This is a genomic window from Granulicatella sp. zg-ZJ (assembly GCF_010892355.1).
Classification (GTDB): domain Bacteria; phylum Bacillota; class Bacilli; order Lactobacillales; family Aerococcaceae; genus WM01.
Window position 1 is genome coordinate 31,203 of the sequence record NZ_WNJY01000011.1, and the last position, 25,484, is coordinate 56,686.

The 25,484-nt window shown below is 33.6% G+C and carries 26 protein-coding genes and 1 pseudogene; 24 read left to right on the forward strand and 3 right to left on the reverse strand.

Annotated elements, in window-relative coordinates:
- Positions 1–203 precede the first annotated feature (203 nt).
- Positions 204–1,052: an Rgg/GadR/MutR family transcriptional regulator gene (locus GMA11_RS04555; RefSeq protein ID WP_163546038.1), complete on the reverse strand. Its 849-nt coding sequence runs from the start codon at positions 1,050–1,052 to the stop codon at positions 204–206.
- Between the two features lie 438 nt (positions 1,053–1,490).
- Between GMA11_RS04555 and trpX the strand changes: the two genes are divergently transcribed.
- The 18 genes and pseudogenes from trpX (at position 1,491) to GMA11_RS04640 (ending at position 17,629) form a co-directional block, all read left to right on the forward strand.
- Entirely contained in the window at positions 1,491–2,495 is a 1,005-nt protein-coding gene (trpX, locus tag GMA11_RS04560; protein WP_240332468.1) for a tryptophan ABC transporter substrate-binding protein, read from the forward strand.
- 10 nt (positions 2,496–2,505) lie between these two features.
- Positions 2,506–3,381, forward strand: a complete 876-nt coding sequence (locus GMA11_RS04565; protein WP_163546039.1) for an ABC transporter permease — start codon at positions 2,506–2,508, stop codon at positions 3,379–3,381.
- Positions 3,382–4,134: an ABC transporter ATP-binding protein gene (locus GMA11_RS04570; RefSeq protein WP_163546040.1), complete on the forward strand. Its 753-nt coding sequence runs from the start codon at positions 3,382–3,384 to the stop codon at positions 4,132–4,134.
- 423 nt (positions 4,135–4,557) lie between these two features.
- Entirely contained in the window at positions 4,558–5,334 is a 777-nt protein-coding gene (gene rpsB / locus GMA11_RS04575; protein ID WP_163546041.1) for a 30S ribosomal protein S2, read from the forward strand.
- A 100-nt stretch (positions 5,335–5,434) separates the two neighbouring features.
- The gene (tsf, locus tag GMA11_RS04580; RefSeq protein WP_163546042.1) at positions 5,435–6,316 is read left to right on the forward strand and encodes a translation elongation factor Ts; all 882 of its coding nucleotides are present in this window, start codon (positions 5,435–5,437) and stop codon (positions 6,314–6,316) included.
- Positions 6,317–6,391: 75 nt separating this feature from the next.
- Positions 6,392–7,114 (forward strand): UMP kinase, encoded by a 723-nt coding sequence (gene pyrH / locus GMA11_RS04585; RefSeq protein ID WP_163546043.1) that lies wholly within the window; start codon positions 6,392–6,394, stop codon positions 7,112–7,114.
- 11 nt (positions 7,115–7,125) lie between these two features.
- A complete protein-coding gene (gene frr, locus GMA11_RS04590; protein WP_163546044.1) occupies positions 7,126–7,683 on the forward strand; it encodes a ribosome recycling factor in 558 nt (185 codons plus the stop codon).
- 156 nt (positions 7,684–7,839) lie between these two features.
- The gene (rimP, locus tag GMA11_RS04595; RefSeq protein WP_163546045.1) at positions 7,840–8,313 is read left to right on the forward strand and encodes a ribosome maturation factor RimP; all 474 of its coding nucleotides are present in this window, start codon (positions 7,840–7,842) and stop codon (positions 8,311–8,313) included.
- Between the two features lie 31 nt (positions 8,314–8,344).
- Positions 8,345–9,421: pseudogene (gene nusA, locus GMA11_RS04600) on the forward strand (transcription termination factor NusA); the annotation flags it as partial.
- Between the two features lie 26 nt (positions 9,422–9,447).
- Positions 9,448–9,744 (forward strand): RNase P modulator RnpM, encoded by a 297-nt coding sequence (gene rnpM / locus GMA11_RS04605; protein ID WP_163546047.1) that lies wholly within the window; start codon positions 9,448–9,450, stop codon positions 9,742–9,744.
- Positions 9,734–10,039 carry a ribosomal L7Ae/L30e/S12e/Gadd45 family protein gene (locus tag GMA11_RS04610; protein WP_163546048.1) on the forward strand — a complete coding sequence of 102 codons (306 nt, stop codon included), beginning with the start codon at positions 9,734–9,736 and terminating at the stop codon, positions 10,037–10,039. Before rnpM ends, GMA11_RS04610 begins: the two co-directional genes overlap by 11 nt.
- Before the next feature lie 20 nt (positions 10,040–10,059).
- The gene (gene infB / locus GMA11_RS04615; RefSeq protein ID WP_163546049.1) at positions 10,060–12,444 is read left to right on the forward strand and encodes a translation initiation factor IF-2; all 2,385 of its coding nucleotides are present in this window, start codon (positions 10,060–10,062) and stop codon (positions 12,442–12,444) included.
- Positions 12,445–12,494: 50 nt separating this feature from the next.
- The gene (gene rbfA / locus GMA11_RS04620) at positions 12,495–12,845 is read left to right on the forward strand and encodes a 30S ribosome-binding factor RbfA (RefSeq protein WP_163546050.1); all 351 of its coding nucleotides are present in this window, start codon (positions 12,495–12,497) and stop codon (positions 12,843–12,845) included.
- 4 nt (positions 12,846–12,849) lie between these two features.
- A complete protein-coding gene (locus GMA11_RS04625; RefSeq protein WP_163546051.1) occupies positions 12,850–12,999 on the forward strand; it encodes a hypothetical protein in 150 nt (49 codons plus the stop codon).
- A 365-nt stretch (positions 13,000–13,364) separates the two neighbouring features.
- Positions 13,365–13,514, forward strand: coding sequence for a 50S ribosomal protein L33 (rpmG, locus tag GMA11_RS04630; protein ID WP_163546052.1), 150 nt, complete (start codon positions 13,365–13,367; stop codon positions 13,512–13,514).
- A gap of 609 nt (positions 13,515–14,123) precedes the next feature.
- A complete protein-coding gene (locus GMA11_RS09310) occupies positions 14,124–14,870 on the forward strand; it encodes an ABC transporter transmembrane domain-containing protein (protein ID WP_240332469.1) in 747 nt (248 codons plus the stop codon).
- The gene (locus tag GMA11_RS09315; RefSeq protein ID WP_240332470.1) at positions 14,798–15,697 is read left to right on the forward strand and encodes an ABC transporter ATP-binding protein; all 900 of its coding nucleotides are present in this window, start codon (positions 14,798–14,800) and stop codon (positions 15,695–15,697) included. The genes GMA11_RS09310 and GMA11_RS09315 overlap by 73 nt, the downstream gene beginning before the upstream one ends.
- A gap of 144 nt (positions 15,698–15,841) precedes the next feature.
- Positions 15,842–17,629, forward strand: a complete 1,788-nt coding sequence (locus tag GMA11_RS04640) for an oligopeptide ABC transporter substrate-binding protein (RefSeq protein ID WP_163546053.1) — start codon at positions 15,842–15,844, stop codon at positions 17,627–17,629.
- Positions 17,630–17,936: 307 nt separating this feature from the next.
- Here the strand turns inward: GMA11_RS04640 and GMA11_RS04645 are convergent, their stop codons facing one another.
- On the reverse strand, positions 17,937–18,494 hold the full coding sequence (locus GMA11_RS04645) for a TetR/AcrR family transcriptional regulator (RefSeq protein ID WP_163546054.1): 558 nt from the start codon (positions 18,492–18,494) through the stop codon (positions 17,937–17,939).
- Between the two features lie 117 nt (positions 18,495–18,611).
- Here GMA11_RS04645 and GMA11_RS04650 point away from each other — a divergent pair, with 117 nt between their 5' ends.
- Both GMA11_RS04650 and GMA11_RS04655 read left to right on the forward strand, forming a co-directional pair.
- Positions 18,612–19,592 carry a nitronate monooxygenase family protein gene (locus GMA11_RS04650; protein WP_163546055.1) on the forward strand — a complete coding sequence of 327 codons (981 nt, stop codon included), beginning with the start codon at positions 18,612–18,614 and terminating at the stop codon, positions 19,590–19,592.
- Between the two features lies 1 nt (position 19,593).
- Positions 19,594–20,925, forward strand: a complete 1,332-nt coding sequence (locus GMA11_RS04655; RefSeq protein ID WP_163546056.1) for an NtaA/DmoA family FMN-dependent monooxygenase — start codon at positions 19,594–19,596, stop codon at positions 20,923–20,925.
- A gap of 104 nt (positions 20,926–21,029) precedes the next feature.
- On the opposite strand, the gene GMA11_RS04660 is transcribed toward GMA11_RS04655, so the two are convergent.
- Positions 21,030–21,698 carry a YigZ family protein gene (locus GMA11_RS04660; protein ID WP_163546057.1) on the reverse strand — a complete coding sequence of 223 codons (669 nt, stop codon included), beginning with the start codon at positions 21,696–21,698 and terminating at the stop codon, positions 21,030–21,032.
- 80 nt (positions 21,699–21,778) lie between these two features.
- Here GMA11_RS04660 and trmL point away from each other — a divergent pair, with 80 nt between their 5' ends.
- From trmL to GMA11_RS04680, 4 genes are read left to right on the forward strand one after another with little or no spacing between them, the layout of a single operon-like run.
- The gene (gene trmL / locus GMA11_RS04665; RefSeq protein WP_163546058.1) at positions 21,779–22,297 is read left to right on the forward strand and encodes a tRNA (uridine(34)/cytosine(34)/5-carboxymethylaminomethyluridine(34)-2'-O)-methyltransferase TrmL; all 519 of its coding nucleotides are present in this window, start codon (positions 21,779–21,781) and stop codon (positions 22,295–22,297) included.
- A gap of 2 nt (positions 22,298–22,299) precedes the next feature.
- Positions 22,300–23,148: a metallophosphoesterase gene (locus tag GMA11_RS04670; protein WP_163546059.1), complete on the forward strand. Its 849-nt coding sequence runs from the start codon at positions 22,300–22,302 to the stop codon at positions 23,146–23,148.
- Between the two features lie 9 nt (positions 23,149–23,157).
- Positions 23,158–24,156: a Gfo/Idh/MocA family protein gene (locus GMA11_RS04675; protein ID WP_163546060.1), complete on the forward strand. Its 999-nt coding sequence runs from the start codon at positions 23,158–23,160 to the stop codon at positions 24,154–24,156.
- 2 nt (positions 24,157–24,158) lie between these two features.
- Positions 24,159–25,259 carry a DEAD/DEAH box helicase gene (locus GMA11_RS04680; protein ID WP_163546061.1) on the forward strand — a complete coding sequence of 367 codons (1,101 nt, stop codon included), beginning with the start codon at positions 24,159–24,161 and terminating at the stop codon, positions 25,257–25,259.
- Positions 25,260–25,484: the final 225 nt, after the last annotated feature.

Sequence of the window (25,484 nt, forward strand, 5' to 3'; positions counted from 1 at the left end):
TATATTTTTTATATTCTGTATGGTAATCATCTCCTTCTATATCTATATTGCATCAACAACATTCTTTTTATAATGTTCACCTAACCTTTCTGAATGAGAATAATTGTGTTTACACGATTATTGTAAATCATCAAAAGTATATTGTGTGAAAAAGTAGCAAATGTGACAGAAGTGTCGCACATTTGCTACTTTTATGGGTGTTTTTAAATTAAAAAAATACTTAATTCCGGATAGACTGTTTGTAATTGGTTTAAAATGGTGATATATCGTTTTTGATAGTAGGGTATATCTAAAAAATCACAAACAGAAAAAACGTGTTTCATCATCTCTTGTGCAGTAACATCTTTTTCTAAACATAGAAAAATGCTTTTAAGGAATTTAAGATGTAGACGCTCAAAAATAAATGGTTCATGTAATCTTTGGGATAGCATTGACTGAAAAATATTTCTAGCATGTCGTATATCTTGATGATGTAAAAAGAAGATGACTAAATGAAATGCTGTTTGAATATATTCATGGCTATATTGGTCTAGATGTTCATAGCGTTTTAAACCATTGATACAATTTTTATAAACAATGTTAATAAATGGGGTATCTAAATAAGGAATAAGACAATCGAATAATAACATTTCATAAGTTGTCCATGTTTCGACTTTGACTAAATATTGTTTTAATTGATAGAGGGCAGATTCATGTTGTGTTAAGATAACATCACATAATAATCCAAGATGGTGGTAGGTATCATTGTCATATGCAGAAAAATGATAGGCTTGTGAACGAATGTGTTGTATTTCTTCTTGATGATAAGAACCAAGGGAGTTTGTCAATATATTTTTTAAAGGAAAGTGTTGATAATCACGTTTTAAAAATAGGAATTCATCTAAGTCAACGTGTAAATGTTCTAAAAGATACAAAACAGCATCAAAAGAAATCTCATGTTCTCCTTTGACAAAACGATGATATGACGATGATGATAGTTTGTCTTGACAAATATCTTTAATAGAAAAGTTTTTACTTTTTCGTAAATATTGTATAAGTTCCCCTGTTTGCATGTTACCCCTCCTATATAACCTTTAAATATAACCTTTAAAATAATTTTAATGTGAAAAGTGTTTGATATTCTTATTATAATGAAGATGCATTTCGTTTATCAAGTATTTTTAAAAAAGTATTGCCATTTTCTTTTAATGATGATATAATTCAGAAAAACAAGAGAAAGGACGTTAAGAACATGACACAAACAAAACAATGTGTGTATTTATCTGTAAATAGTTGGCAAAGCCAATAGATACGGTTGTTTCTTAGTGTACTTTTTGTGCATAGATACAACCTTTTCGTGTTGAAAATGTGTATCTATGTGGCAGACAAATTCTTAGAATGAACTATACCACGTGGATAAAAAATCGACGTGGTTTTTGTTTGTAAAAAGGCCACTTATTATAAGTGGTCTTTTTATATAGTTCATTCAATAAATGAAAAACGAGGTTATGATGATGAAAAAAACAGTATTAGCATTTGGATTATTCATTTTAGCAGTATTAGGTATTGGATATGTGACTCAACAAAAACCAGTACAACAGCCAGTACAAGAAACGAAAAAGATTGTCAAAGTTGGTGTTTTACAATTATTAAGTCACCCAGCATTAGATACTATTTATAAAGGTATTACAGATGAACTAGGTAATTTAGGTTATGTTGATGGGAAAACAATGCAAATTGATTTTCAAAATGCACAAGCAGATCAAAGTAATTTAGTGTCTATGAGTCAAAAATTAGTGTCAGAAAAACCGGATATTTTAATTGGTATTACAACTCCAGCTACTGCATCATTGGCTAACGCAACAAAAGAGATTCCAATTATTATGGGGGGGATTACATATCCTGTTCAAGCCGGTTTAATCACAAGTGAAGAAAAACCAGGAAACAATATTACAGGTGTAAGTGATAGAACACCAATTAAACAACAATTAGAGTTGATGAAAAAAGTGGTGCCAAACTTGAAAAAAATTGGTATTTTATATACAGCAAGTGAAGATAACTCAACACGTCAAGTTGAAGAAGCAAAAGAATTGGCAAAAGCATTAGATTTAGAAGTAGTGGTTAAATCTATTTCAAATACAAATGACATTGAGCAAGTGACAGAAGGATTGGCAAGTGATGTACAAGCTATTTTTGTTCCGATTGATAACACAGTAGCCAGTGCAATGGCAACAGTCGTTAAAGTAACAGATAAATACAAAGTACCTGTCTTCCCGTCAGCTGATACAATGGTTAAAGACGGTGGTGTTTTAGGCATCGGTGTTGACCAATACAAAATCGGTGTTGAAACAGCTAAAGTTGTTGTTGCGGTGTTAAATGGTGTAGAGCCGAAAGAAAAAGCAATCGTATTGGCAAATGAAGGTGTTGTATACATCAATGAAACAAAAGCAAAAGCATTAGGTATTGATATTCCAGAAGAGATTAAAGCAAAAGCAATAATTGTAGATAAAGAATAAGGAGTTTTCTATGGATATTTTTATTTCAGCCATTTCCCAAGGGATTTTATGGGGACTATTGTCACTAGGCGTATTTATTAGTTTTAGAATTTTAAATATTGCCGATATGACTACAGAGGGAACCTTTCCTCTAGGAGCAGCGATTTGTATGACGGCTATTTCTCGAGGTGTTTCCCCTCTATTAGCGACAATATTGGCTATTTGTGGTGGCGTTTTGGCAGGCCTTGTTACCGGATTTTTAATCACAACATGCCGTATTCCAAGTTTATTAGCAGGTATTTTAACAATGACAGGACTACTATCCATTAACTTACGTGTGATGGGACGTCCAAATTTAACTCTTTTAGACAAAGACACCATTTTTACACCTGCAACACAACTAGTCTTGCCACATCATTACGACACAATTCTTGTCGGCGTATTTGGCGTATCATTATTGATATATCTGATGTTTGTATTTTTTAAAACAGAATTAGGACAAGGTTTAATTGCCACGGGAGATAATCCTAAAATGGCAACATCATTTGGTATTTCAACGAAAAAGATGACACTACTTGGTCTAATGCTATCCAACGGAATTGTGGCACTAGCAGGTGCAATTATTTCACAACACAACGGATACGCCGATGTGAACAGTGGACTAGGTGTTATTGTCATTGCTTTAGCAGCAATTATTATTGGAGAAGTTCTTTTTTCTAAAGTTTCCTTTTTAGAACGCTTAATTTGTACAGTTTATGGTTCTATTATTTATCGTATCTTATTGGTTGGTGTTTTAAAATTACAAGTCATTGAAGCCAACGACTTTAAACTTGTTTCAGCGATACTCATTGCCTTATTTTTAACAATGCCACATTTACGAAAAAAAGGACAAAAAGGAGGAGTATAGATGTCATTTATTGAAATCAATCATATCGAAAAAACATTTTACTCTAATGCTGGCGATTATAAAGCGTTGCAAGACATTACATTGCATATAGAAGAGAGTGACTTTATCACCATCGTTGGAGGAAATGGAGCAGGTAAATCAACTTTTTTAAACGCTCTTGCAGGTAGTTTTGATATTGACAAAGGTGACATAAAAATTAACGGCACGTCCATTACAACCTTATCTGAATATGAACGTGCAAAATATATCAGTCGCGTGTTTCAAAATGCGTTACACGGAACAGCACCACGTATGACGGTTTGCGAAAATATGGCATTGGCATATCGAAAAGATCAAAAAAGACGCTTGAAAAAAGGAATCACACCCAAAGAAAAATCTTTGTTTATTGAACAATTAGCATCTTTAGAATTAGGGCTAGAAACACGCCTAAACACCGAAATGGGACTACTGTCGGGAGGACAACGCCAAGCCATAGCCTTACTCATGGCAACATTAAAAAAACCATCTTTATTATTACTAGATGAACATACATCTGCATTAGACCCAAAAATGCAGCAAATGGTGATGAAACTCACACAACAAAAAATCAAAGAAAATCACATGACAGCTCTCATGATTACGCACAACATAAACGATGCCTTAACTTATGGAAATCGTTTAATTGTGCTAAAAAATGGGCAAATCATCAAAGATGTTAAACAAGAAGAAAAAAACAAACTCACTGTAACAGATATTTACGCGTTGTATGATTAGAATAAATAAAAAACCGAAGTAACTACACATGATGTTACTTCGGTTTTTATGTTGTTTGTTAAATTTATGTTTTTTAGTATTAAAAAATAGTTTCATTATATTTGAATGCTTGTTTATGAAAAGTGGATGATATACTACAAAGAAAAGAAACGGCATTATAATAGTTACAACGGTTGATAATTTGGAGAGAATACCTAAATGTAATTGTATAGATTGAATATTATAAACAGACTTTCTGCACCAAAAAGTATATAATTTACTGCATAAAATAAATTTAAAAAAAACCTTGAAAAGTCCATTCTTTTTGTATATAATAGTACGGTATTATATTACACTTTGTTCCGATATGCGATAGGGTGCTTGAAAAAGTTTATCGTATAGATGAGGGCGAAGGAAGAAAAACCAAAATGGAGGAATTTTAACATGGCAGTTATTGCAATGAAACAATTGCTAGAAGCAGGGGTACACTTCGGACACCAAACACGTCGTTGGAACCCAAAAATGAAACGTTATATTTTTACAGAAAGAAATGGTATTTATATCATTGACTTACAAAAAACTGTAAAATTAGTAGATGATGCATACGACTATATGCACCAAGTAGCACAAGACGGTGGTATTTGCTTATTTGTTGGAACTAAAAAACAAGCACAAGATGCTGTTAAAGATGAAGCATTACGCTCAGGTCAATACTACATTAACCATCGTTGGTTAGGTGGAACATTAACAAACTGGGATACAATCCAAAAACGTATTGCACGCTTAAAACGTATTAAAGCAATGGCAGAAGACGGAACTTTTGATGTATTACCTAAAAAAGAAGTTGCTGCATTATTAAAAGAACAAGAAAGATTAGAAAAATTCTTAGGTGGTATTGAAGATATGCCAAGAATTCCTGATGTATTGTTCATCGTAGACCCACGTAAAGAAAGAATTGCTGTTCAAGAGGCTAAAAAATTGAATATCCCAATCGTAGCGATGGTTGATACAAACTGTGATCCAGATGAAATTGATGTTGTTATCCCATCAAATGACGATGCAATTCGTGCGGTTAAATTGATTGTTGCTAAAATGGCTGATGCGTTCATCGAAGGCAACCAAGGTGAAGATCAAGTGACAGCTGAAGATTTTTCAAGTGATGAAGTAGAAGTAACTTCATTAGAAGAAATCGTTGAAGTTGTAGAAGGCGACAACGCTTAATTATAGAAAAACGAATGACTGTCTTAGAAGGAAAGAAAATAGCTTTTCGTCGTATTAAGACAGTCTTTTTTAAAGAAAAACATTATTGGAGGAACAGAAAGTGGCAGAAATTACAGCAAAATTAGTAAAAGAATTACGTGACATGACTGGCGTAGGTATGATGGATGCTAAAAAAGCATTAGTAGCAGTAGAAGGAGATATTGAAAAAGCGGTAGACTATTTACGTGAAAATGGTTTAGCAAAAGCTGCTAAAAAAGCAGACCGTATCGCTGCTGAAGGTAGCACAACAATTTTTGTTGATGGTAACACAGCTGCAATCGCAGAAATCAACGCAGAAACAGACTTTGTTGCAAAAAATGACAAATTCCAAGCATTAGTTGCTAAATTAGGTGAAGTATTAGCAAAAGAAAAACCAGCTAATGTAGATGAAGCATTATTGATTAACGTTGATGGTGCAACTGTTGGTGAAATGATTGCGGAAGCAACAACAACAATCGGAGAAAAAATTGAATTACGTCGTTTTGAAATTGTTGAAAAAGGCGATAACGAAGCATTTGGTGCTTACTTACACATGGGTGGACGTATTGCTGCATTAACTGTTTTATCAGGAACAACTGACTCAGACGTAGCAAAAGACGTATCAATGCACGTTGCAGCAATTAACCCTAAATATGTATCTCGTGACCAAGTATCTGCTGAAGAAATTGAACATGAGAAAAAAGTATTAACAGAACAAGCGTTAAACGAAGGCAAACCAGCTAATATCGTTGAAAAAATGATTCAAGGTCGTTTAAACAAATTCTTAGCTGAAATCAGCTTGAATGACCAACCATTCGTTAAAAATCCAGATGAAACAGTTTCTGCATACGTTGCAACAAAAGGCGCAACAGTAAAATCATTCGTACGTTTTGAAGTCGGCGAAGGTATTGAAAAACGTGTTGACAACTTTGTAGAAGAAGTTATGAGCCAAGTGAAAAAATAATCAATTTGACATCGAGAATAGCTCCCAACTTTGGGAGCTTTTTTCTAAGAAAGATTATAATGGAGGATAGGTATAGTGGTACAGCCAGTGTATAAACGTGTTGTTTTAAAATTAAGTGGAGAAGCATTAGCAGGAAATACCGGATTTGGTATCAATCCAGCAACAATTAAAGAAATCGTTAAAGAAGTAAAAGAAATATACGAATTAGGTGTTGAGGTTTGTATTGTTGTTGGTGGCGGTAATATTTGGAGAGGAAATATCGGTTCTGAAATGGGTATGGAACGTGCACAAGCAGACTATATGGGCATGCTTGCTACCGTTATGAATGCTTTAGCATTACAAGATACATTAGAAAATATTGGTGTACCAACAAGAGTGCAATCATCTATTGACATGAGACAAATTGCTGAACCTTATATTAGACGAAGAGCAGTACGTCACTTAGAGAAAAAACGTGTTGTAATTTTTGCAGGGGGTACAGGAAATCCGTATTTTTCAACAGACACAACCTCAGCATTAAGAGCAGCTGAAATTAATGCAGATGTTATTTTAATGGCAAAAAATAATGTCGATGGTGTGTATAATGCTGACCCGCGTACACATGCAGATGCAACGAAATTTAATGAATTAACACATTTAGATGTTATCAATAAAGGATTGCAAGTCATGGATTCAACAGCAAGTTCTTTAAGTATGGATAATAATATTCCATTGATTGTGTTTAATTTAAATGAACCAGGAAATATTCGTCGTGTTGTATTAGGAGAAAGTATCGGTACTATCGTCAAAAATGCCTAGGAGGAAATTGTATGATACAAGAAATTTTACAAAAAACAAAAGAAAGAATGGAAAAAGCAGAAGCTGCATTACAACGTGAATTAGGTTCCATTCGTGCAGGGCGTGCAAATGCAAGTTTACTAGAACGTGTTTCTATTGAATATTACGGTGCATTAACACCATTAAACCAAATGGCACAAATTTCTGTACCAGAAGCACGTATGTTATTGATTACACCTTACGATAAATCAGTATTGAAAGAAATGGAACGTGCAATTTTACAAAGTGACATCGGTATTACACCTAGTAATGACGGGAATGTCATTCGTTTAGTGATTCCACCGTTAACAGAAGAACGTCGTAAAGAATTGGCTAAACAAGTGAAAAAAGAAGCAGAAAATAGTAAAGTGGCTATCCGTAATATTCGTCGTGATGCGATTGATGAATTGAAAAAAGCAGAGAAAGCAAAAGAAATTACAGAAGACGAATTACGTCAAAATGAGAAAAAAATACAAGATTTAACAGATCAAGCAACCAAAGAATTGGATCGTTTAGCTTCTGAAAAAGAAAAAGAATTATTAGATGTTTAATAAAATCTCTGATAAAACGGCTATTTCCTTGTATTTCTCTTGAAATAAATTCTTTAAAGTGTTATAATATAGAAAATAAGTCGTGGTGAAAGGAGTGAACGGAAACGTTCACTTCTTTTTGTAACATACACGGCAACATGTATTAAGGAGGAATGAATGAGTAAAGTAGTTGATTTAGTAAGTTCTCTTGTCCACGATATATTTACTGATACAGATTTTGAATTAGTAGACGTTGAATTTGTCAAAGAAGGAAAATCTTGGTTTTTAAGAGTATTTGCCGATAAACAAAATGGTATTGACATTGATGAATGTGCGTGGATTAGCGAGCAACTAAGCGATAAATTGGATGCTATTACACCAGATCCAATTCCTCAAGCATACTTTTTAGAAGTGTCTTCTCCTGGTGCAGAGCGTCCACTAAAAACAGAAGAAGATATTCAAAATGCAATAGGAAAATATATTCATGCGTCTTTTTATCAAGCGATAAATGGGCAAAAATTTATAGAAGGTACTTTGAAAGAAGTATCTACTGATGTTTTAACCTTAGAGGTAAAAGATAAAACAAGGTTAAATACAGCTAATATCGAACGTAAAAATATTGCTAAATTACGATTAGCAATTCAATTTTAATGGATAGTCTAAATAGAGGAAGGATTATAAAATGAGCAAAGAGATGTTACGTGCTCTAACAATGTTAGAAGAAGAAAAAGGAATTTCAAAAGAAATTGTCATTGAAGCATTAGAATTAGCATTAGTATCTGCTTATAAAAGACATTATGGACAAGCACAAAATGTTGAAGTTGTGTTTGACCAAAAAAAAGGTAATATTCATGTGTATGCCGTGAAAGAAGTTGTTGATTATGTATTTGATTCAACATTAGAAGTCAGTTTAGAAGAAGCATTGACAATCAATAAAGCGTATGAATTAGGTGACAAAATTCGTTTTGAAGTTACACCAAAAGATTTTGGACGTATTGCTGCTCAAACAGCAAAACAAGTGATTATGCAACGTATTCGTGAAGCAGAACGTGACATTATTTATAATGAATTTATTCAATATGAATCGGATATTATGACAGGGATTGTTGAAAGACAAGATGCACGCTATATCTATGTTAATTTAGGTAAAATTGAAGCAGTTCTTTCAAAACAAGACCAAGTACCAAATGAAACGTATCATTCACATGATCGTATTAAAGTGTATGTTGTAAAAGTTGAAAACACAACAAAAGGACCACAAATTTTTGTAAGTCGCTCACATGCTGATTTAGTAAAACGTTTATTTGAACAAGAAGTACCAGAAATTTACGATGGCGTTGTTGAAATTGTTTCTGTAGCTCGTGAAGCGGGAGATCGCTCAAAAGTCGCTGTACGCTCTCGTGATAAACATATCGACCCAGTTGGTACTTGTGTAGGTCCAAAAGGACAACGTGTACAAACGATTGTGGATGAATTGGGCGGAGAAAATATGGATATTGTTGAGTGGAATGAAGATCCAGCTAAATTTATTGCGAATGCATTAAATCCAGCACAGGTTTCACAAGTTATTTTCAATGATGAACAAACAGCTTGTACGGTTGTTGTTCCTGATTCACAACTATCATTAGCTATCGGAAAACGTGGACAAAATGCACGTTTGGCAGCACGTTTAACGAATAAAAAAATTGATATTAAATCAGAATCAGCTTATCAAGAATTAACAACTCAACAATCAGATGTGTATTCACTAGAAAATTTAGCATTAGAAAATGAAGAGGAATAATCATGAAAAAAAGAAAAATACCAATGCGTAAATGTGTGGTTTCACAAGAGTTATTTCCAAAAAAAGAATTAACACGCATTGTACGACAACCAGATGGAACAGTTGCGATTGATCCAACTGGTCGTTTAAATGGGCGTGGTGCGTATATTTCTTTAAATCCAACATTAGTTGAAAAAGCAAAACAAACAAAAATTTTTGAAAAGCAATTAGAAGTCAAAATAGAAGATGCATTTTATGATGAACTTTACGCTTATTTAGACCATAAATTAGCAAGGAGCTTACTAGGCAATGTTAAATGATCAAAAGCAATTAAATTTGCTAGGGTTAGCCACAAGAGCTAGATTATTGGTAAGTGGTGAAGAAATCGTATTAGCAGAAGTGAAAAAAAAGCGTGCAACATTAGTTATTATCGCAACAGATGTCAGTGATAACACGAAGAAAAAAATCATAGATAAATGTCATTATTATAAAGTTCCTTACAAAGAACAATTCACAACGGCGTATATTAGTCATGCTATTGGAAAGAAACGCTCTATTTGTGCATTTATTGATGGTGGCTTTGCGAATAGTTATCAAAAACTAGACATGTCATGAAAAAATAGAGGAGGTTCATAATGGGAAAAAAACGCGTATATGAATATGCCAAAGAACAAGGCTTATCAAGTAAAGAAATTATTGAAAAAGCTGCTAAATTAGGGATTAGCTATCAAAGTCACATGTCAACGATGAGTGATGAAGATATTGCGAAATTATCACAAAGTCAAAAACAAAAAGCTGTATCTAAAGATAAAAATCCACTATTTGTAGCAGATAAAAAGAAAGAGCAAAAAGGACCTCAAGGACAGCAAAAGCACTTTAAGAAAAATCATGCGGGAGAACACAAATCGGTGACAAATTCGACGCAACAAACAAATCAAAAACCAAATGGGCAACATAAACAACAAAAGCCATTTGTAAAAAAAGATAGAGAAGAAAATAAAAAAACTATGGTATCAAACACTCCAAAACAAGAAAACAAACAAACAACTTTTGTCAAAGATGACTTTAAAAAGAATAAACCACAACGTTTCGCTAAAGATACTCGTGATGAAAACGATGGAAGCTTTGGAAAGAAAAACAAAAAACAAGACAAACGTCAAAATAATCATTTTGATGACAATGCCTTTTCAAGAGGTGGAAAAAAACAACGTCATAAAAAAGCAGAAGTGAAAAAACCTGCTATGCCACAACGTAAATTTAAAGAATTACCTGAAGTATTGGTTTACACAGACGGTATGACCGTTGCTGAAATTTCTAAAAAAATCTATCGTGAACCTGCTGAAATTATCAAAAAACTATTTATGATGGGTGTTATGGCAACGTTAAATCAAGGTTTAAGTGCTGATGCCATTGAATTATTAGCGGCAGATTATGGTATCGAAGCGCAAGCAAAAGTTATTGTTGATAATACAGACTTAGATAGTTTCTTCGATGCAGAGATTGATGCTGCTACATTAACAGAACGTGCGCCTGTTGTAACAATTATGGGACACGTTGACCATGGTAAAACAACATTATTAGACTATTTAAGAAATACAAAAGTATCATTATCTGAAGCCGGTGGTATTACGCAACATATTGGAGCGTATCAAGTAGATGTTCAAGGAAAAACAGTAACGTTCTTAGATACACCAGGACATGCTGCGTTCTCAGCAATGCGTGCTCGTGGAGCAGATGTAACGGATATTACCATTATCGTTGTTGCAGCAGATGACGGTGTGATGCCACAAACAATAGAGGCAATCAACCATGCGAAAGCTGCTGATTTACCAATTATTGTTGCTGTAAACAAAATAGACAAACCAGATGCTAACCCAGGTCGTGTGATGCAAGAATTAAGTGAGCAAGGTGTTATTGCAGAAGCATGGGGTGGAGATGTACCGTTTATTGAAATTTCTGCAAAATTCGGTCAAAATGTAGACGAATTATTGGAAATGATTTTGTTAGTTGCTGAAATGCAAGAATTGAAAGCTAGTCCAGACCGTTTAGCTTTAGGTTCTGTTATTGAAGCGCGTTTAGATCCAAGTCGTGGTGCTGTAGCAACATTATTAGTACAACATGGTACTTTAAATATTGGAGATCCTATTGTTGTTGGGAATACATTCGGGCGTGTGCGTACAATGGTAAATGATCATGGTAGACGTGTGAAACAAGCTATTCCATCAACACCAGTTGAAATTACTGGGTTAAATGGTGCACCACAAGCTGGCGATAGATTTGTTGTTTTCCAAGATGAAAAAACAGCTCGTGCAGCAGGTGAACAACGTGCTAAAAATGCATTGGTTGAACAAAGAAATGCTCGTCAACATGTAACATTGGATAACTTATTTGCAAGTCTAAAAGAGGGCGAGTTAAAAGAAGTTAACGTCATTATCAAAGCAGATGTACAAGGTTCAGCAGAAGCGTTAGTATCAAGTTTACAAAAAATTGATGTTGAAGGTGTTCGTGTACGTATTGTCCATTCAGCAGTAGGGGCAATCAACGAAAGTGATATTACATTAGCAGCAGCAAGTAATGCAATTATCATTGGATTTAACGTTCGCCCTACACCACAAGCAAAAATACAAGCAGAAGACGAACAAGTAGACATTCGTTTACACCAAATCATTTATCGTGTTATTGAAGAAATTGAAACAGCGATGAAAGGTATGCTTGACCCAGAATATGAAGAACAAATTATTGGTCAAGTTGTTGTTCGTGAAACATATAAAGTATCTAAAGTCGGAACAATCGCTGGAGCTTATGTATTAGAAGGACGCATCGAACGTAACTGTAAAGTACGTGTTATTCGTGATAATATTGTTATCCATGACGGCGAATTGGCAAGTTTAAAACGATTTAAAGACGATGTAAAAGAAGTGAAACTTGGATACGAGTGTGGATTGATGTTAACTAACTTCAATGATATTCAAGTAGACGATGTTATTGAACCATATATCATGGTTGAAATTAAACGCTAATAAACACAAACTCACTTGCATGAGTTTGGTGAAAAGATGAGGAGGTATTTATGGCAAATCATCGTGTAGGACGTGTTAGTCAAGAAATTTTTAGAGAAGTAGCAGATATTTTACGCTTTAAAGTAAAAGACCCTCGTGTAGACGGCATTACCATAACAGATGTGCATGTCACAGGTGACTTACAACAAGCAACAATTTATTACAGTACTTTATCTACATTAGCAAGTGACAGACAAGCAGAACAAACGGGTTTAGACAAAGCGACTGGCTTAATACGCCGTGAATTAGGGCAACGTTTAAGTTTATACAAAACTCCAGAATTACAATTTAAACGTGACGAATCTGTCGATTACGGTAATCGCATTGATGCACTAATCCGTCAAGTCAACGAAAAACAATAGTTTAATGATAATAAATCGTGTTGGTGGGAATAATCCACCAACACGATTTATTATAGAACCTTTTTATATTGTTGAATTTGCTGTTCTATTTTCTATCAATAAGTTATCAAATAAAAAAACAAGAAAAGAACAGCCGCTAAAGTTTAAATATTAAAAATTTTTATGAAAAAATCTATGTATAAGAAAAAGGCAATCACAAAAATAAATAGTTATTTTAATCTTAAATTTTTCATTTATCTACTCTAGTCTATCATTGATTTTTATAGAATCAACTTACTTATTTTAGATATATGTTATATGCCCGTTATATTACTCAACATAAATATTGTAAATTATTTTCTTTGAAAATAAATTGATAAGAGATAAATATAGTATGTATTTGAAAAAAGAAATTGTAAAAAATAATAATTTTTCTTTTAAATTTTTAAGTTATCACTAGTCATAATGCTTGAAAGATGCTATAATACTTTAGGTATGAAGTGAAAACTTCACTATTTTTGAACGTTTGGAGGGAAAAACATGCGCGTAAACATTACATTAGAATGTACAGAATCAGGAGAACGTAATTACATCACAACTAAAAACAAACGTAATAACCCAGAGCGTATCGAAGTGATGAAATATTGTCCAAAATTACGTAAAAGAACTTTGCACCGTGAGGTCAAATAGAGCTATTTATGTATAATAGATATTTTAAAAAGGCTGTTTAAACAGCTTTTTTTATTGTATAAAAAACTAAGCTGAAATAGATAAAATCTTAGAATTTTTAGTGATAAAATATCTCTTTTTATTGTTAAATAAAGCTTTATAGAGCTACAGTACTATATAAACTAAAAGATAAAGTTACACATAAATGAAGCGGTAAACTAACATTTTTTTGATGATGTTAGATTTTATTTTTCAAGTGAGTACAAATTTTTCCAACTCTTACATGATATTGTGAATAAAAATATTCTGAAATAAAAAGCTAGAAATCAACGTTTTTAATCGTTGTATTTCTAGCTTTTTACTATTTTTCCTAATATCAAACATCAGTATTTTTCGTGTTTGTATATAAAAATCCTGATATATAAACCCGTATTTTTTATTTATTTAGAGGTATAAAAAATAGTTTTTAACTTTTTTAGAGCTTTAAAAAGATTGACATGTATTTTTCATAAGAGTAAAATAGCCTGAAAATAGTACTATGTATGCAAAATAAAAAGGTACATGACTATGTTAAAAAAGAAAGGAGGGATAACATAATTGTCAAAAAAATTATGACAATTATGTATAAAGATGAAAATATGTAAATACATAGGTTGGCAGATTATCGTTGTCTTTCTTGTGGCAGTGAGTTTAAACAGTGGCATGATTCTGATGAGACCCTTATTGATGGAACGCTTGTTAAATATTAAAACGACAACATTGACAATGAATACAGTTTTAGAGTTTTTAGTTTATGGACTTATTCTATACACAATATTTTATAGTTCTACGCTTTTGGCTAATTTTGTTAGTAATCATCTACAACGACGTATACAAATTGTGATGAAAACAAAATTACTTAAATCTTTATTTTTACGAGATGAGTATATGTATGATGAGAAAGTATCCATTTTGACACAAGATATGGAAAACCTTTACGAACATTATTTTTTAAAACTTGATATGCTCATCGCAAGAATTTTTTCTTTAATCGTAACGGTTCTATTTATTTTATGCCAAGATATTCGAGTAGGACTTATGTTTATTAGTTTTTCAATTTTACGTCCAGTACCACATTGGTTAATGAATAAAAAAATACAAAGTAGTGGTGCACAGTATGCAGAAAAACAAAAAAATTTTCACTTAAAAGTTGGCGATTATTTTAAAGGTGTTAATACCATATTTTATAATGGTGCACAAAAAGAACAGCTAGATAGTATTTTGAAAAGTAACGAAATGTATGAGAATGCTAGATTAAAAGCTGATTGTACAACAAATCTGACGTTTTTTTTACTGGCCCGATTGAATTTATTGGTCAAGTATTGCCGCTTGCGTTAGGATTATTTCTTCAAACAAAAGGTGTAAATATTACATCAGCAAGCCTGGTTTCGATGTATATTGCTACAATGAGCTTGAATGGTCCAATTCAGACAATGCTGTATGGTATCTCTGATATTCAACGTTCAAAAGTTGTCCGTGATAAAATATTTTCTCTTTTGGAAACAGAAAATAAAGAATATACATATTCGGTAGTGAAGAATCTTCAGGAATTATGTGTAGTAGATTTAGAAAAGCAACAAGACAATCGTGTCTTATTTAAAGATGTTTCATTCACACTTAAAAAAACAGAGAAAATGCTTATTAAAGGATCGAGTGGGTCTGGTAAAACAACTTTGTTAAATATGATAGCTTCTAAAGAATCTGTCGAAAATGCACAAGTATTTGTTCGTGATACCAACGGAAATGTTTATACTGATTATCTTGGAAATGTGGCCTATTTATCACAGCAGCCGTTTTTTATGAACGCTTCTATTGAAGATAATTTAACACTCGGACAACATATATCTAAAGAAAAAATGCTCTATTTCTTAAAAATAGTCGGATTAACTGAAGAGATTCCTGATATTTTAGAGTATCAACTAAGGGATAATGGAAATAATCTTTCAGGAGGGCAGAAACTTCGTTTAGAATTAGTTCGTTTTTTGATTAGAGATAAAGATATCGTATTGGCTGATGAAATAACAGCAGCACTAGATAGAAAAAATGCAAAAAAAGTACGTCATATTTTATATAAATTACCGATTATTTTAATTGAGGTAGCACACCATATTGAAGATGATACTGTATATAAAGAAATATTAGATTTAGATAAGGGAAACAAATGATATTAAATATTTATTAAAATGGAGTTTGTGAGATTTTATCACACGGATTGTTAGATGGAAGTTGTTTTTAAGTTAAATAAAAATTAGAATACACTTAAAATAACTATTCGGTTATCTTTAATTTTGAGTAAGGGAGAAAATAATATGAACAAAAAAGTAAAATGGTTTTTAGGAGCTTCATCAGTATTATTACTGGCAGCTTGTGGTAACAATACGGCTAAACAAGAAGAGGAAGTCAAAAAAGGAGATATTACACAAAGTAAATTCCCTATTAAAATTGATCATGAAGGAACAGCTATTAGCGGAGGTATTTTAAAATATGCCATTGTTTCGGATAGTCCTATTGAAGGTGTTTTAAATGCAAACTATTGGTTAGGTGCTCCAGATGGAGAAGTTGTAGATTTCTTTGATGAATCTTTATTTGGTAGTGATTCAGATTTACATTTCACAGAAAGAATTGGTAAATTAACATTAGATAAAGAGAAAAAAGAAGTGACAGTAACCATTAAAAAAGATGTTAAATGGTCTGACGGACATCCATTAACGATTGATGATTATATTTATTCTTTTGAAGTCATTGGGCATAAAGATTACACAGGTGCTCGTTACGGCGACGATTTTTCAAATATTATCGGTATGGAAGAGTACCACAAAGGTGAAACTGATAAAATTTCTGGTATTAAAAAAGTTGATGACTATACTGTGACATTTAAAGTAAAAGAACTTTCACCGTCTATCATTCAATCAGGAGGCTTTTGGTCTAGTGCAATGCCGAAACATATTTTCAGTAATATTCCTATAAAAGACCAAGCTGCATCTGATGCCGTTCGTGTAAATCCAGTTGGTTTAGGAGCATTTCGTGTTACAAAAGTCGTTTCTGGAGAATCTGTTACACTAGAAGCTAATCCGTACTACTGGCAAGGCAAACCAAAAATTGAAGGTGTTGTTATGGAAGTTGTTAACACAACAAACGCTTCAGATGAGTTTGCTAAAGGAAATTATGACATCATGAGTGTCCCAACAAGTACATCTATCTATGACTCATTCAAAGAATTAGACAATGCAACGATTATTGGTAAATGGGAAAATACTGTCAATTATGTTGCGTTTAAATTAGGTAAATGGGATAAAGAAGCTGAGAAAATTGTGACAAACCCAGAAGCAAAAGCAAAAGACAAAGTATTACGTCAAGCAATGGGTTATGCATTGAACAGCGATGCAATTGCGTCACAATTCTATGGTGATTTACGTGCCAGAGCGAATACGTTGATTACACCAACATTTAGTAATTTACACTCAAACATTCAAAAAGGATATCCGTATGATGTTGAAAAAGCGAAAAAATTATTAGACGATGCTGGTTATAAAGATAAAGACGGTGACGGATTCCGTGAAACACCAAAAGGTGAAAAATTAGAGCTTAAATTTGCAGCTATGTCAGGTGGCGACGGCGAAGCGATCGCACAAGCAATGATTAAAGACTGGGAAACAATCGGTGTAAAAGTTAGCTTGGTAGGCGGTAGAACTATTGAATTTAATACATTCTACAAAAAAATTCAAGAGGACGATCCAGAAGTCGACATCTTCTCAGGTGCTTGGGGCTTAGGTGGAGATCCAAACCAAAATGGACTATGGGGAGATAGCTCAACAAACTATGCACGTTTTGTATCAGAAGAACAAAATAAAATTTTAAAAAGAATGAGTTCAAATGAAGCGTTTGATCCAGAAAAACAAAAAGAAATTTTTGAAGAATGGCAAAAATATTCAAATGATCAAGCATACGCTATTCCATTCTTATATAGAACAGGATTACTTGCTGTTAACAAACGCGTTAAAAACTGGGATATTACGATAGATACTTCACTCAATACAGTGACAAACTTACACAAAGTTGAATTGTTAAATAGTGCACCAGTTGCTTCTAAAAAATAATAATGGGTTTAGACATATTATGATAAACTAAAAATAATATGAGAAACCAAAATGTGTCATTTGATAACTCCCTTAATTTTAGGTTTAGCCAACCTGCATGAATTTATCAAATAAACATTTATAGAGCGATGACAAATCGCTCTTTTTTGTTATGTTTCTTTAAGTCCAGTGACACTCCGTTAGGTGTAAGACAAATAAACTACCTATTATTAGGATGAGAAACGATTATTAATTGAAAGGGGCTAATATTATTTTTGATAATCCAACGGTAGACGAAGACAAATGATATTTTGATAGAAATTTTAGCCTATCTATTAGGTAGATTTAATTGTCCCAATAGTAAAAATAATTGGTCTTGTGCTTCTTCAAGTGTATCACTTGTTTCGAGTAACCAATAATTCACAAAAGCGACTATACCACCTGCAAAAACATGAATGTAATATAAATTGGGTAAACCATTGAGTTGAATTGTACTTAGACACATAGCAGAGATAAGCATTTCTTTAAAAGCAGCTGAAAAAACAGCTGGCTGATTAGATAATAATTGATAAATAATAAAACGATTCTGATGAACAGCAAAGAGAATATTATCAAGAAATAAACGACGTTCAACGTCCGTTATTGACGTCATATCTTTGACAAGAGGTTTACATGCTTTTTCGATAGAAATAAGAATGTGTTGCAATAAACTATCGTAAAGATGTTCTTTCGTTTCATAGTGTTGATAAAAAGCGTTTCGAGAGATTTGTGCTAATTCACATATTTCTTTAACAGAAATTTTAGCCATATCTTTTTGTTGTAGTAATTCAAAAAAAGCTTTTTGAATGGCTTTTTCTGTTTTTTCAAATCGTAAATCTTGTTTCAAAATGACACTTCCTTTCTATTTGTCACATAAGTGACAATTTCATTAAATATGTAAATTGACCAATTTAAATGACATCTGTAATATAGTGACTATAACATAAAGAAAGGGCAAAGACAAATGACAAATCGTATTACAGAAATTTTAGGAATTGAAAAACCAATTATTCAAGGACCATTAGCTTGGTTAACAAATGGTCGATATGCAGGTGCTGTTAGTGCAGCAGGAGGATTAGGTGTTCTAGGAATTAGTGCTGGACAAACAGTCGCAGCGACAACCGTAGAAGAAACAGTTGAAAATATGCGTCGTGAAATACGAATTGCTCGTCAAATAACAAATAAACCTTTAGGGTTAAATGTCGCACCAGGTCATCCAATGACAGATATTTTTACACAACCTATGTTAGATTTAATGGTTGAAGAAGGTGTAAGTGTTGCTGTTATGGTTGGAGATTTCTCAGCTGAATGGACGAAGAGATTTCATGATAAAGGTATTAAAGTTGTGTTTCGTGCTGCCACACCAACCGTTGAAAACACGGAAGAAGCTATTCAAGGTGGAGCAGATATAATTGTAGCAACTGGATTTGATGAAGGTGGAACAGTTCCCGAGAAAGTGATTGGTACTTTCTCTATTGTCCCGATGATTGTGGATGCAGCAAAAGGGCGTGTACCTGTTATGGCTGCAGGTGGTATTGCAGACGCTCGTACAGCACGAGCAGCCTTTGCTTTAGGAGCAGAAGGTTTATTTGTCGGAACAGCTTTTATGATGTCTGAAGAGTCAATTTTAGCATCAAATATAAAAGAATTAGCCTTAAAATCAAATGCTTCTGATTTGTTATTATATAGAACAGTACCTGCTTATTATCGTTCTCTACCAGGAGATATTCCAAATAAACTGTTGGAAATGAGCCAAGCAGGTGCCAGTGAAGAAGATATTTTTGAAGTGCAAAGAGGCTATAATGGTATGAGAGATGGCATGCTCTTTGGTGATCTTAGCAAAGGATTTGCATCATTTGGTTTAGGTATTTCCATGATTGATAAGATTGAACCCGTAGCGGTCATTATGGATAAACTGATGTCTGGGATTGAGGAGTTATTATAATATGAAGAAAAAACAAATGAAAATTGTGCTTCAAATGGTATCAGGTTATGGCGGAGAATTTAAAACATGGCGATTACCCGAAGCAAAAGCAGATGCTTATACAGATATGGATTTCTATGTTGAAATGGCACAGTTAGCTGAAAAAGGAAAAATTCATGCTTTATTTATGGCAGATACTCCTGCTTTAGTCAATGATTTAACAGAAGATACACCTATGCATTCTATGGATCCATTGATTGCAATGACTTCTGTTGCACGTGCAACAAATCATATTGGTTTAGTTGGTACATTTTCAACAACTTTTAATGAACCGTATAATTTAGCGCGTCATTTAAAAGCACTTGATGTCATCAGCCACGGTCGTGTTGGCTGGAATGCTGTCACGACTACAACTCAAGCGACAGCAGCTAATTTTGGTACGCATGTCAAAGTAAGTCAAGAACGTTATGAACGTGCTCATGAGATGATTGAAGCGATTCAAAGTCTATGGGGATCTTGGGGAGAAAAAGCCTATCTACACAATAAAGAAACAGGTCAATTTGCAGATATGTCAAAAATAAATCCAATTGAGTATACTGGAAATTACGTTCAAACGAGAGGACCTCTACCAATTCCTCCATCAGAACAAGGACAACCTCCGATTTTTCAGGCGGGACCTAGTCCAGAAGGTGTTCGCATAGCAGGACGATTTGCTTCTGGTGTTTACGCCAATCCTTTTACAATAGAAGAAGCACGTGAATACCGTAATATGCTTCGCCAAAGTGCTGTAAATCATGGACGATCTGCAGACGATATAAATGTCTTTACAGGGTTTATGTTTACTATTGCAGATAGTAAAGAAGAAGCATTGGCACGCCGTAGAAAAGTAATGGAATTTGATCCACAAGAAACATCACAACGTTTAGATTATTTATCAGCCATGGTAGGTATTAACTTAAAAAGTTTTGATGTTGAGAAACCATTACCAGAAAATGTTCAACAAATGTTACAACCACATAGGCAAGATCCACGTTCTCCTAGAGCTGTGACATTGCTGCAAGAAGGTTACTCGCCTTTAGATACTTTAGCTATGGGTGTAATTAACTATCATCCAGTTGTTGTTGGAACAGCAAAAGATGTTGCCGATTTTCTTCAAGAGTGGTTTGAATCAGGTGCGACAGACGGATTTTCAATTGTTCCCGACTTAGCACATGACGGTGTGCGAGCTTTTGTAGAGCAAGTAGTACCCATTTTACAAGAACGTGGTATTTTCCACGAAGATTACGAAGGAACAACCTTGCGTGAAAATTTAGGTGTTCCTTATCAATATGGTATATTAACAGAGAAAATGTAATATAAAATAAGTGATTTAAAAACAGGAATTGTATTAAAAGTTCTTGAATCGTAAAACGCTTGACCTCAACAACTTAAAAATGTTGAGGTCAAGCGTTTTTGCCATTATTCAAAGTGCTCGTCAGATAAATGCAATGTTTCTTTTTCTAAAGGTAAATCAATATACGCTTCTTCTTCGATAACAAATGCTAAACTACCATTAAATTGTTGCGTAATATCTTGCTCAAAATCTGATAGCAGACGAGATAGAATGCCACATGTATATGTAATATCGCTAGCATAATCCGTATGTAGCAAACGATATGGAGAGTGACTTAAAAAATAATCAAACTTACCACTGAGTGTGTAAGGAACACGAATTGTAACAATAAATTGTTTTGTGTGCATCATAATACCTACGTGATTCAAAGCATTTGAAACAGCTGAACTATACGCACGAATCAAGCCTCCTGCACCTAGTTTGACACCACCGAAATATCTAGTTACGACAGCTACGACATTATGCAAATTATTTTTTTTGAGTACCTCTAGCATTGGTACACCTGCCGTACCACTAGGTTCTCCGTCATCGTGTGCTCTTTGAATATGGTCATGCTCACCAATTAAAAAAGCTGAACAGTTATGCGTTGCTTTTTTATGTTCTTTTTTCTTTTCTTGAATAAAAGCAAGTGCTTCTTCCTCGGTATCTATTTTTTTTAATGCACAAATAAAACGTGATGCCCTAATAATAAGTTCTGCTTCCCCATCTTTTGCAATTTGTTTATATTCTTCCATAGTTTCTCCATGTAATTTTTGATACTTTCTTTAAAATTAAGTATAATGAAAATAATAAAGTTACGCAATAGGAGAATATTATGACGAATCACATTGTTCTTTTTGAACCCCAAATCCCAGCAAATACAGGAAATATTGCACGTACATGTGCTGCAACAAACACGCATTTACATTTAATCGAACCTTTAGGATTTTCAACGGACGACAAACAGTTAAAACGAGCAGGATTAGATTACTGGCATGACGTGACTATTTCTTACTATAAAAATTTAGATGAATTTTTGGATTTTGTTGGAAACAAGCCTCTATATTTAGTGACGAAGTTTGCCAAACACATTTATAGCGACATTACTTATCAAGCAGAACAAGATTATTTCTTTGTTTTCGGAAAAGAAACAACGGGGCTACCAGAAAGTTTTATGCAATCCTTTAAAGAACAATGTATTCGTGTCCCAATGAATGATGAGCATGTACGCTCCCTAAATTTATCCAATACGGCAGCTTTAGTCATTTATGAAGTCTTACGTCAACAAGGCTTTCCGCATTTAGAATTAACACATACATACGACACAGAAAAAGCAGAACACTTGGGGTGGTAAAAATGAAGAAAAAATGGGTAGGCATTGCTTCCGTACTAATGGGCAGCGCTGTTGTTTACTGGCAAAATAGAAAAGTTGTAAAAACAACTTATGAATTACCTATATTTGACTTGCCTAAAGAATTAGAAGAGTTTACAATTATCCAATTATCTGATATTCATTTTCCAAATGAATTGTTAGATACAAATCATTTAACAAAACAAATTGCTCAACAAAAACCAGACATAATTATTATAACAGGTAACTTGGTAACAGCTAAAGGCAATTATGATAGAAAAGAAATGACTTATTTCATACAAGGTCTTGTCAATATTGCACCGACGTATGTGGTGTCGGGTTATCATGAATACAAGATGAAACATCTTGACAAATTAAGAGAGGACATTGCTGAAGCAGGCGGAATTTATTTGGAAAATGACACCATTTGGCACCGTCATAAAAAATCCGGTGTACTTATTATGGGACTAGACGAAAAAACAGCACAACAAACAAAGGACAGTTTGTATTTAAGACGTATCCATGTTCCTGAAGAACATAGTTATGATGTGAAAATTTTATTGGCACATCATCCAGAATGGTTTTTATTTTACCATACTGAAGAAGAGAAATTGCCTGACGTTACATTTTCGGGGTATGCAAAAGGTGGACACGTTCGACTTCCAGTAATTGGAGGCTTATTTTCAAATAATCAAGGTGTATTACCAAACTATACAGAGGGTGTATATGCCCACCCGATTTTACCAGATAAATTACTAGTTATTAGTCGAGGGATTGGCACCTCTAAAAAAATACCACTTAGAGTAAATAATAAACCAGAAATGGTTGTTGCAAAATTGATAGCTAAAAATTAGGAGGAAACAATGATTAAAATTGGTGTTATAGGAACCAGTGCTATCACAAAAGAGAGTATGCTTTCTGCGTTAAGCACAAAATTGTACAAGCTCCAAGTTGTATATAGCCGAAAACTAGAAAGTGCTCAACGTTTTGGAGAACAGTTTGGTGTGACAGAGTATGAAACGGACTTAGAATGCTTTGTTAATCGAGAAGATATAGATTTAGTATATATTGCCTCACCAAATGCCAGCCATTTTTCTCAAGTGTGTACAGCTTTAAAAGCAAGAAAGCACGTTGTTGTTGAAAAACCAGCATTTGTAACAGCAAAACAGTGGGATACTGCCTTACAATTAGCAAAAGAAAATAATACCTATTTATTTGAAGCGATACGTACAGCTTATGAACCTAATTTTAACATTGTGACAAAAACAATTAAAAATTTTGAAAAAATTGACGGAGCAATCTTGAATTTTTGTCAATTTTCATCACGTATTGAAGATGTCTATCATGGCATTGAACATAATATTTTTTCTAAAGAACATGCCGGTGGTGCTATCATGGATTTAGGTGTGTACCTTTTACACGCTGCGCTTAGCTGGTTTGGTGAACCAACAGATATTGATTACGATGCACAACTTCTTTGGACAGGTGTAGACGGTCAAGGTGTTATTCGTTTAACATATCCAACATTTTCTGTTTATGGACATATCAGCAAACAAGTACAGTCCTATGTAGCAAGTGAAATATATACAAAAGAAATGACATTATCCATACAATCCATTGACAGAATAACCGATATTACGCTGATTAACAAAAAAACAAACGAAAAACAAATTCTTTCTGTACCAGCACATCCAGATAGAATGATAGCTGAATGGCAAGCGTTTTTTGATATATTACAAGGTAAAGATCAAGAATTTTATCAAGAGCGTCTGCAAATAGGTAGAAAAGTAACAGAAATAACAGAGCAACTAAGAAGACAAGTAGGTATTCTGTTTAAAGAAGATGACGAAGAAAGAGGATAAACATGACAACTCAATTACCAATGATTGTACAAAATAAAATGGAACAGCATCATTTTGAACGATTGACACCTATTCAAGAAAAATGTTTTGAAACAATCAAAAACGGAGAAGATATTGTAGCGGTTTCACCTACTGGAACAGGGAAAACATTGGCTTATATTTTGCCGTTTTTAGATAAACTAGAAAAAAATGAAACATTACAACTTCTTGTGCTGGCACCGTCACAAGAACTAGCGCAACAAATAGGCTCTGTGTGCCGTGAGTGGCTAGATGTTACGGTACAAGTTATTACAGGTGGCGCAAATGTAAAAAGACAGATAGAACAGTTGAAAAAAAAGCCTGAAGTAATTGTCGGGACGCCAGGTCGATTGCATGAATTGATGAGCCAAACAAAAAAAATAAAATGCCACCAACTTAAAAGTATTGTCTTAGACGAAGCAGACTATCTCTTAAAAGAGGAACATTTACATACAGTCAGAGATATTGTTAAACGTGCACCGTCACAAAGACAGTTACTGTTTTTTTCAGCAACATCAAACGACACGTTAGAACATATCTCAAAATGGTTTAATACACAAGCCAACTTTATCAATGTTGCACATCAAACATCAAATGTAACGCATGGATTCATACGTGTTGAAGAAAGAAAAAGAAGTGATATATTACGTAAATTAGCCTATGTCAATAAGATGCGAGGATTGGTTTTCGTACAAAATGTTGGAAGTTTAGCTTTACTTTACGAAAAAATGATGTTTGAAAATATAAAAGTTGGTGTATTACACAGTGACACACATCACATAGAACGTAAAAAAATGTTAGATGCATTTAAAGAAGGAAACGTAACATTTTTATTAACAACAGATGTTGCCTCTCGTGGATTGGATATTACCGATTTACCTTATGTCATTCAATACGATCTGCCAAGAGAAAAGGATATTTACTTACATCGTGCCGGTAGAACAGGACGCATGGGAAAATCCGGCTGTGTTATCAGTTTTGTATCTACGAAACAAGAAATAGAGTATAAAAAAATAGTACCTAAAAATACAGATATTAAAGAATATATTGTCAAAGACAGTATTTTACAAGAAAAACACAAATGATTTTTTCGTTTGTGTTTTCTCTTATAAAGAAAATAAACTGAAAAAAAATAAGTTTTTATGAAAGCCATAAAAGTCATGACACGCCAAAAACGTTGATCTGACGGGGGAAATAAAAAAGTTTGAAAAAAAAGAAAAAAAGTTTGAAAAAGGTGTTGACAAAAAAAAGGTGTGTTGGTATGATGTATAAGTCGTCGCAAGGGACGACAAAACGACTGAAAACAGTCG

Bases quoted from the DNA above. Each gene is read 5' to 3' on its own strand.
- GMA11_RS04565 (WP_163546039.1), top strand. From the start codon at position 2,506: ATGGATATTTTTATTTCAGCCATTTCCCAAGGGATTTTATGGGGACTA.
- GMA11_RS04670 (WP_163546059.1), top strand. From the start codon at position 22,300: ATGAAGAAAAAATGGGTAGGCATTGCTTCCGTACTAATGGGCAGCGCT.
- trmL (WP_163546058.1), top strand. From the start codon at position 21,779: ATGACGAATCACATTGTTCTTTTTGAACCCCAAATCCCAGCAAATACA.
- GMA11_RS04680 (WP_163546061.1), top strand. From the start codon at position 24,159: ATGACAACTCAATTACCAATGATTGTACAAAATAAAATGGAACAGCAT.
- GMA11_RS04655 (WP_163546056.1), top strand. From the start codon at position 19,594: ATGAAGAAAAAACAAATGAAAATTGTGCTTCAAATGGTATCAGGTTAT.
- frr (WP_163546044.1), top strand. From the start codon at position 7,126: ATGATACAAGAAATTTTACAAAAAACAAAAGAAAGAATGGAAAAAGCA.
- GMA11_RS04650 (WP_163546055.1), top strand. From the start codon at position 18,612: ATGACAAATCGTATTACAGAAATTTTAGGAATTGAAAAACCAATTATT.
- infB (WP_163546049.1), top strand. From the start codon at position 10,060: ATGGGAAAAAAACGCGTATATGAATATGCCAAAGAACAAGGCTTATCA.
- rpsB (WP_163546041.1), top strand. From the start codon at position 4,558: ATGGCAGTTATTGCAATGAAACAATTGCTAGAAGCAGGGGTACACTTC.
- rpmG (WP_163546052.1), top strand. From the start codon at position 13,365: ATGCGCGTAAACATTACATTAGAATGTACAGAATCAGGAGAACGTAAT.
- GMA11_RS04570 (WP_163546040.1), top strand. From the start codon at position 3,382: ATGTCATTTATTGAAATCAATCATATCGAAAAAACATTTTACTCTAAT.
- rbfA (WP_163546050.1), top strand. From the start codon at position 12,495: ATGGCAAATCATCGTGTAGGACGTGTTAGTCAAGAAATTTTTAGAGAA.
- rimP (WP_163546045.1), top strand. From the start codon at position 7,840: ATGAGTAAAGTAGTTGATTTAGTAAGTTCTCTTGTCCACGATATATTT.
- GMA11_RS04625 (WP_163546051.1), top strand. From the start codon at position 12,850: ATGATAATAAATCGTGTTGGTGGGAATAATCCACCAACACGATTTATT.
- GMA11_RS04555 (WP_163546038.1), bottom strand. From the start codon at position 1,052: ATGCAAACAGGGGAACTTATACAATATTTACGAAAAAGTAAAAACTTT.
- trpX (WP_240332468.1), top strand. From the start codon at position 1,491: ATGATGAAAAAAACAGTATTAGCATTTGGATTATTCATTTTAGCAGTA.
- rnpM (WP_163546047.1), top strand. From the start codon at position 9,448: ATGAAAAAAAGAAAAATACCAATGCGTAAATGTGTGGTTTCACAAGAG.
- GMA11_RS04675 (WP_163546060.1), top strand. From the start codon at position 23,158: ATGATTAAAATTGGTGTTATAGGAACCAGTGCTATCACAAAAGAGAGT.
- GMA11_RS09310 (WP_240332469.1), top strand. From the start codon at position 14,124: ATGAAAATATGTAAATACATAGGTTGGCAGATTATCGTTGTCTTTCTT.
- GMA11_RS04660 (WP_163546057.1), bottom strand. From the start codon at position 21,698: ATGGAAGAATATAAACAAATTGCAAAAGATGGGGAAGCAGAACTTATT.
- GMA11_RS04640 (WP_163546053.1), top strand. From the start codon at position 15,842: ATGAACAAAAAAGTAAAATGGTTTTTAGGAGCTTCATCAGTATTATTA.
- GMA11_RS04610 (WP_163546048.1), top strand. From the start codon at position 9,734: ATGTTAAATGATCAAAAGCAATTAAATTTGCTAGGGTTAGCCACAAGA.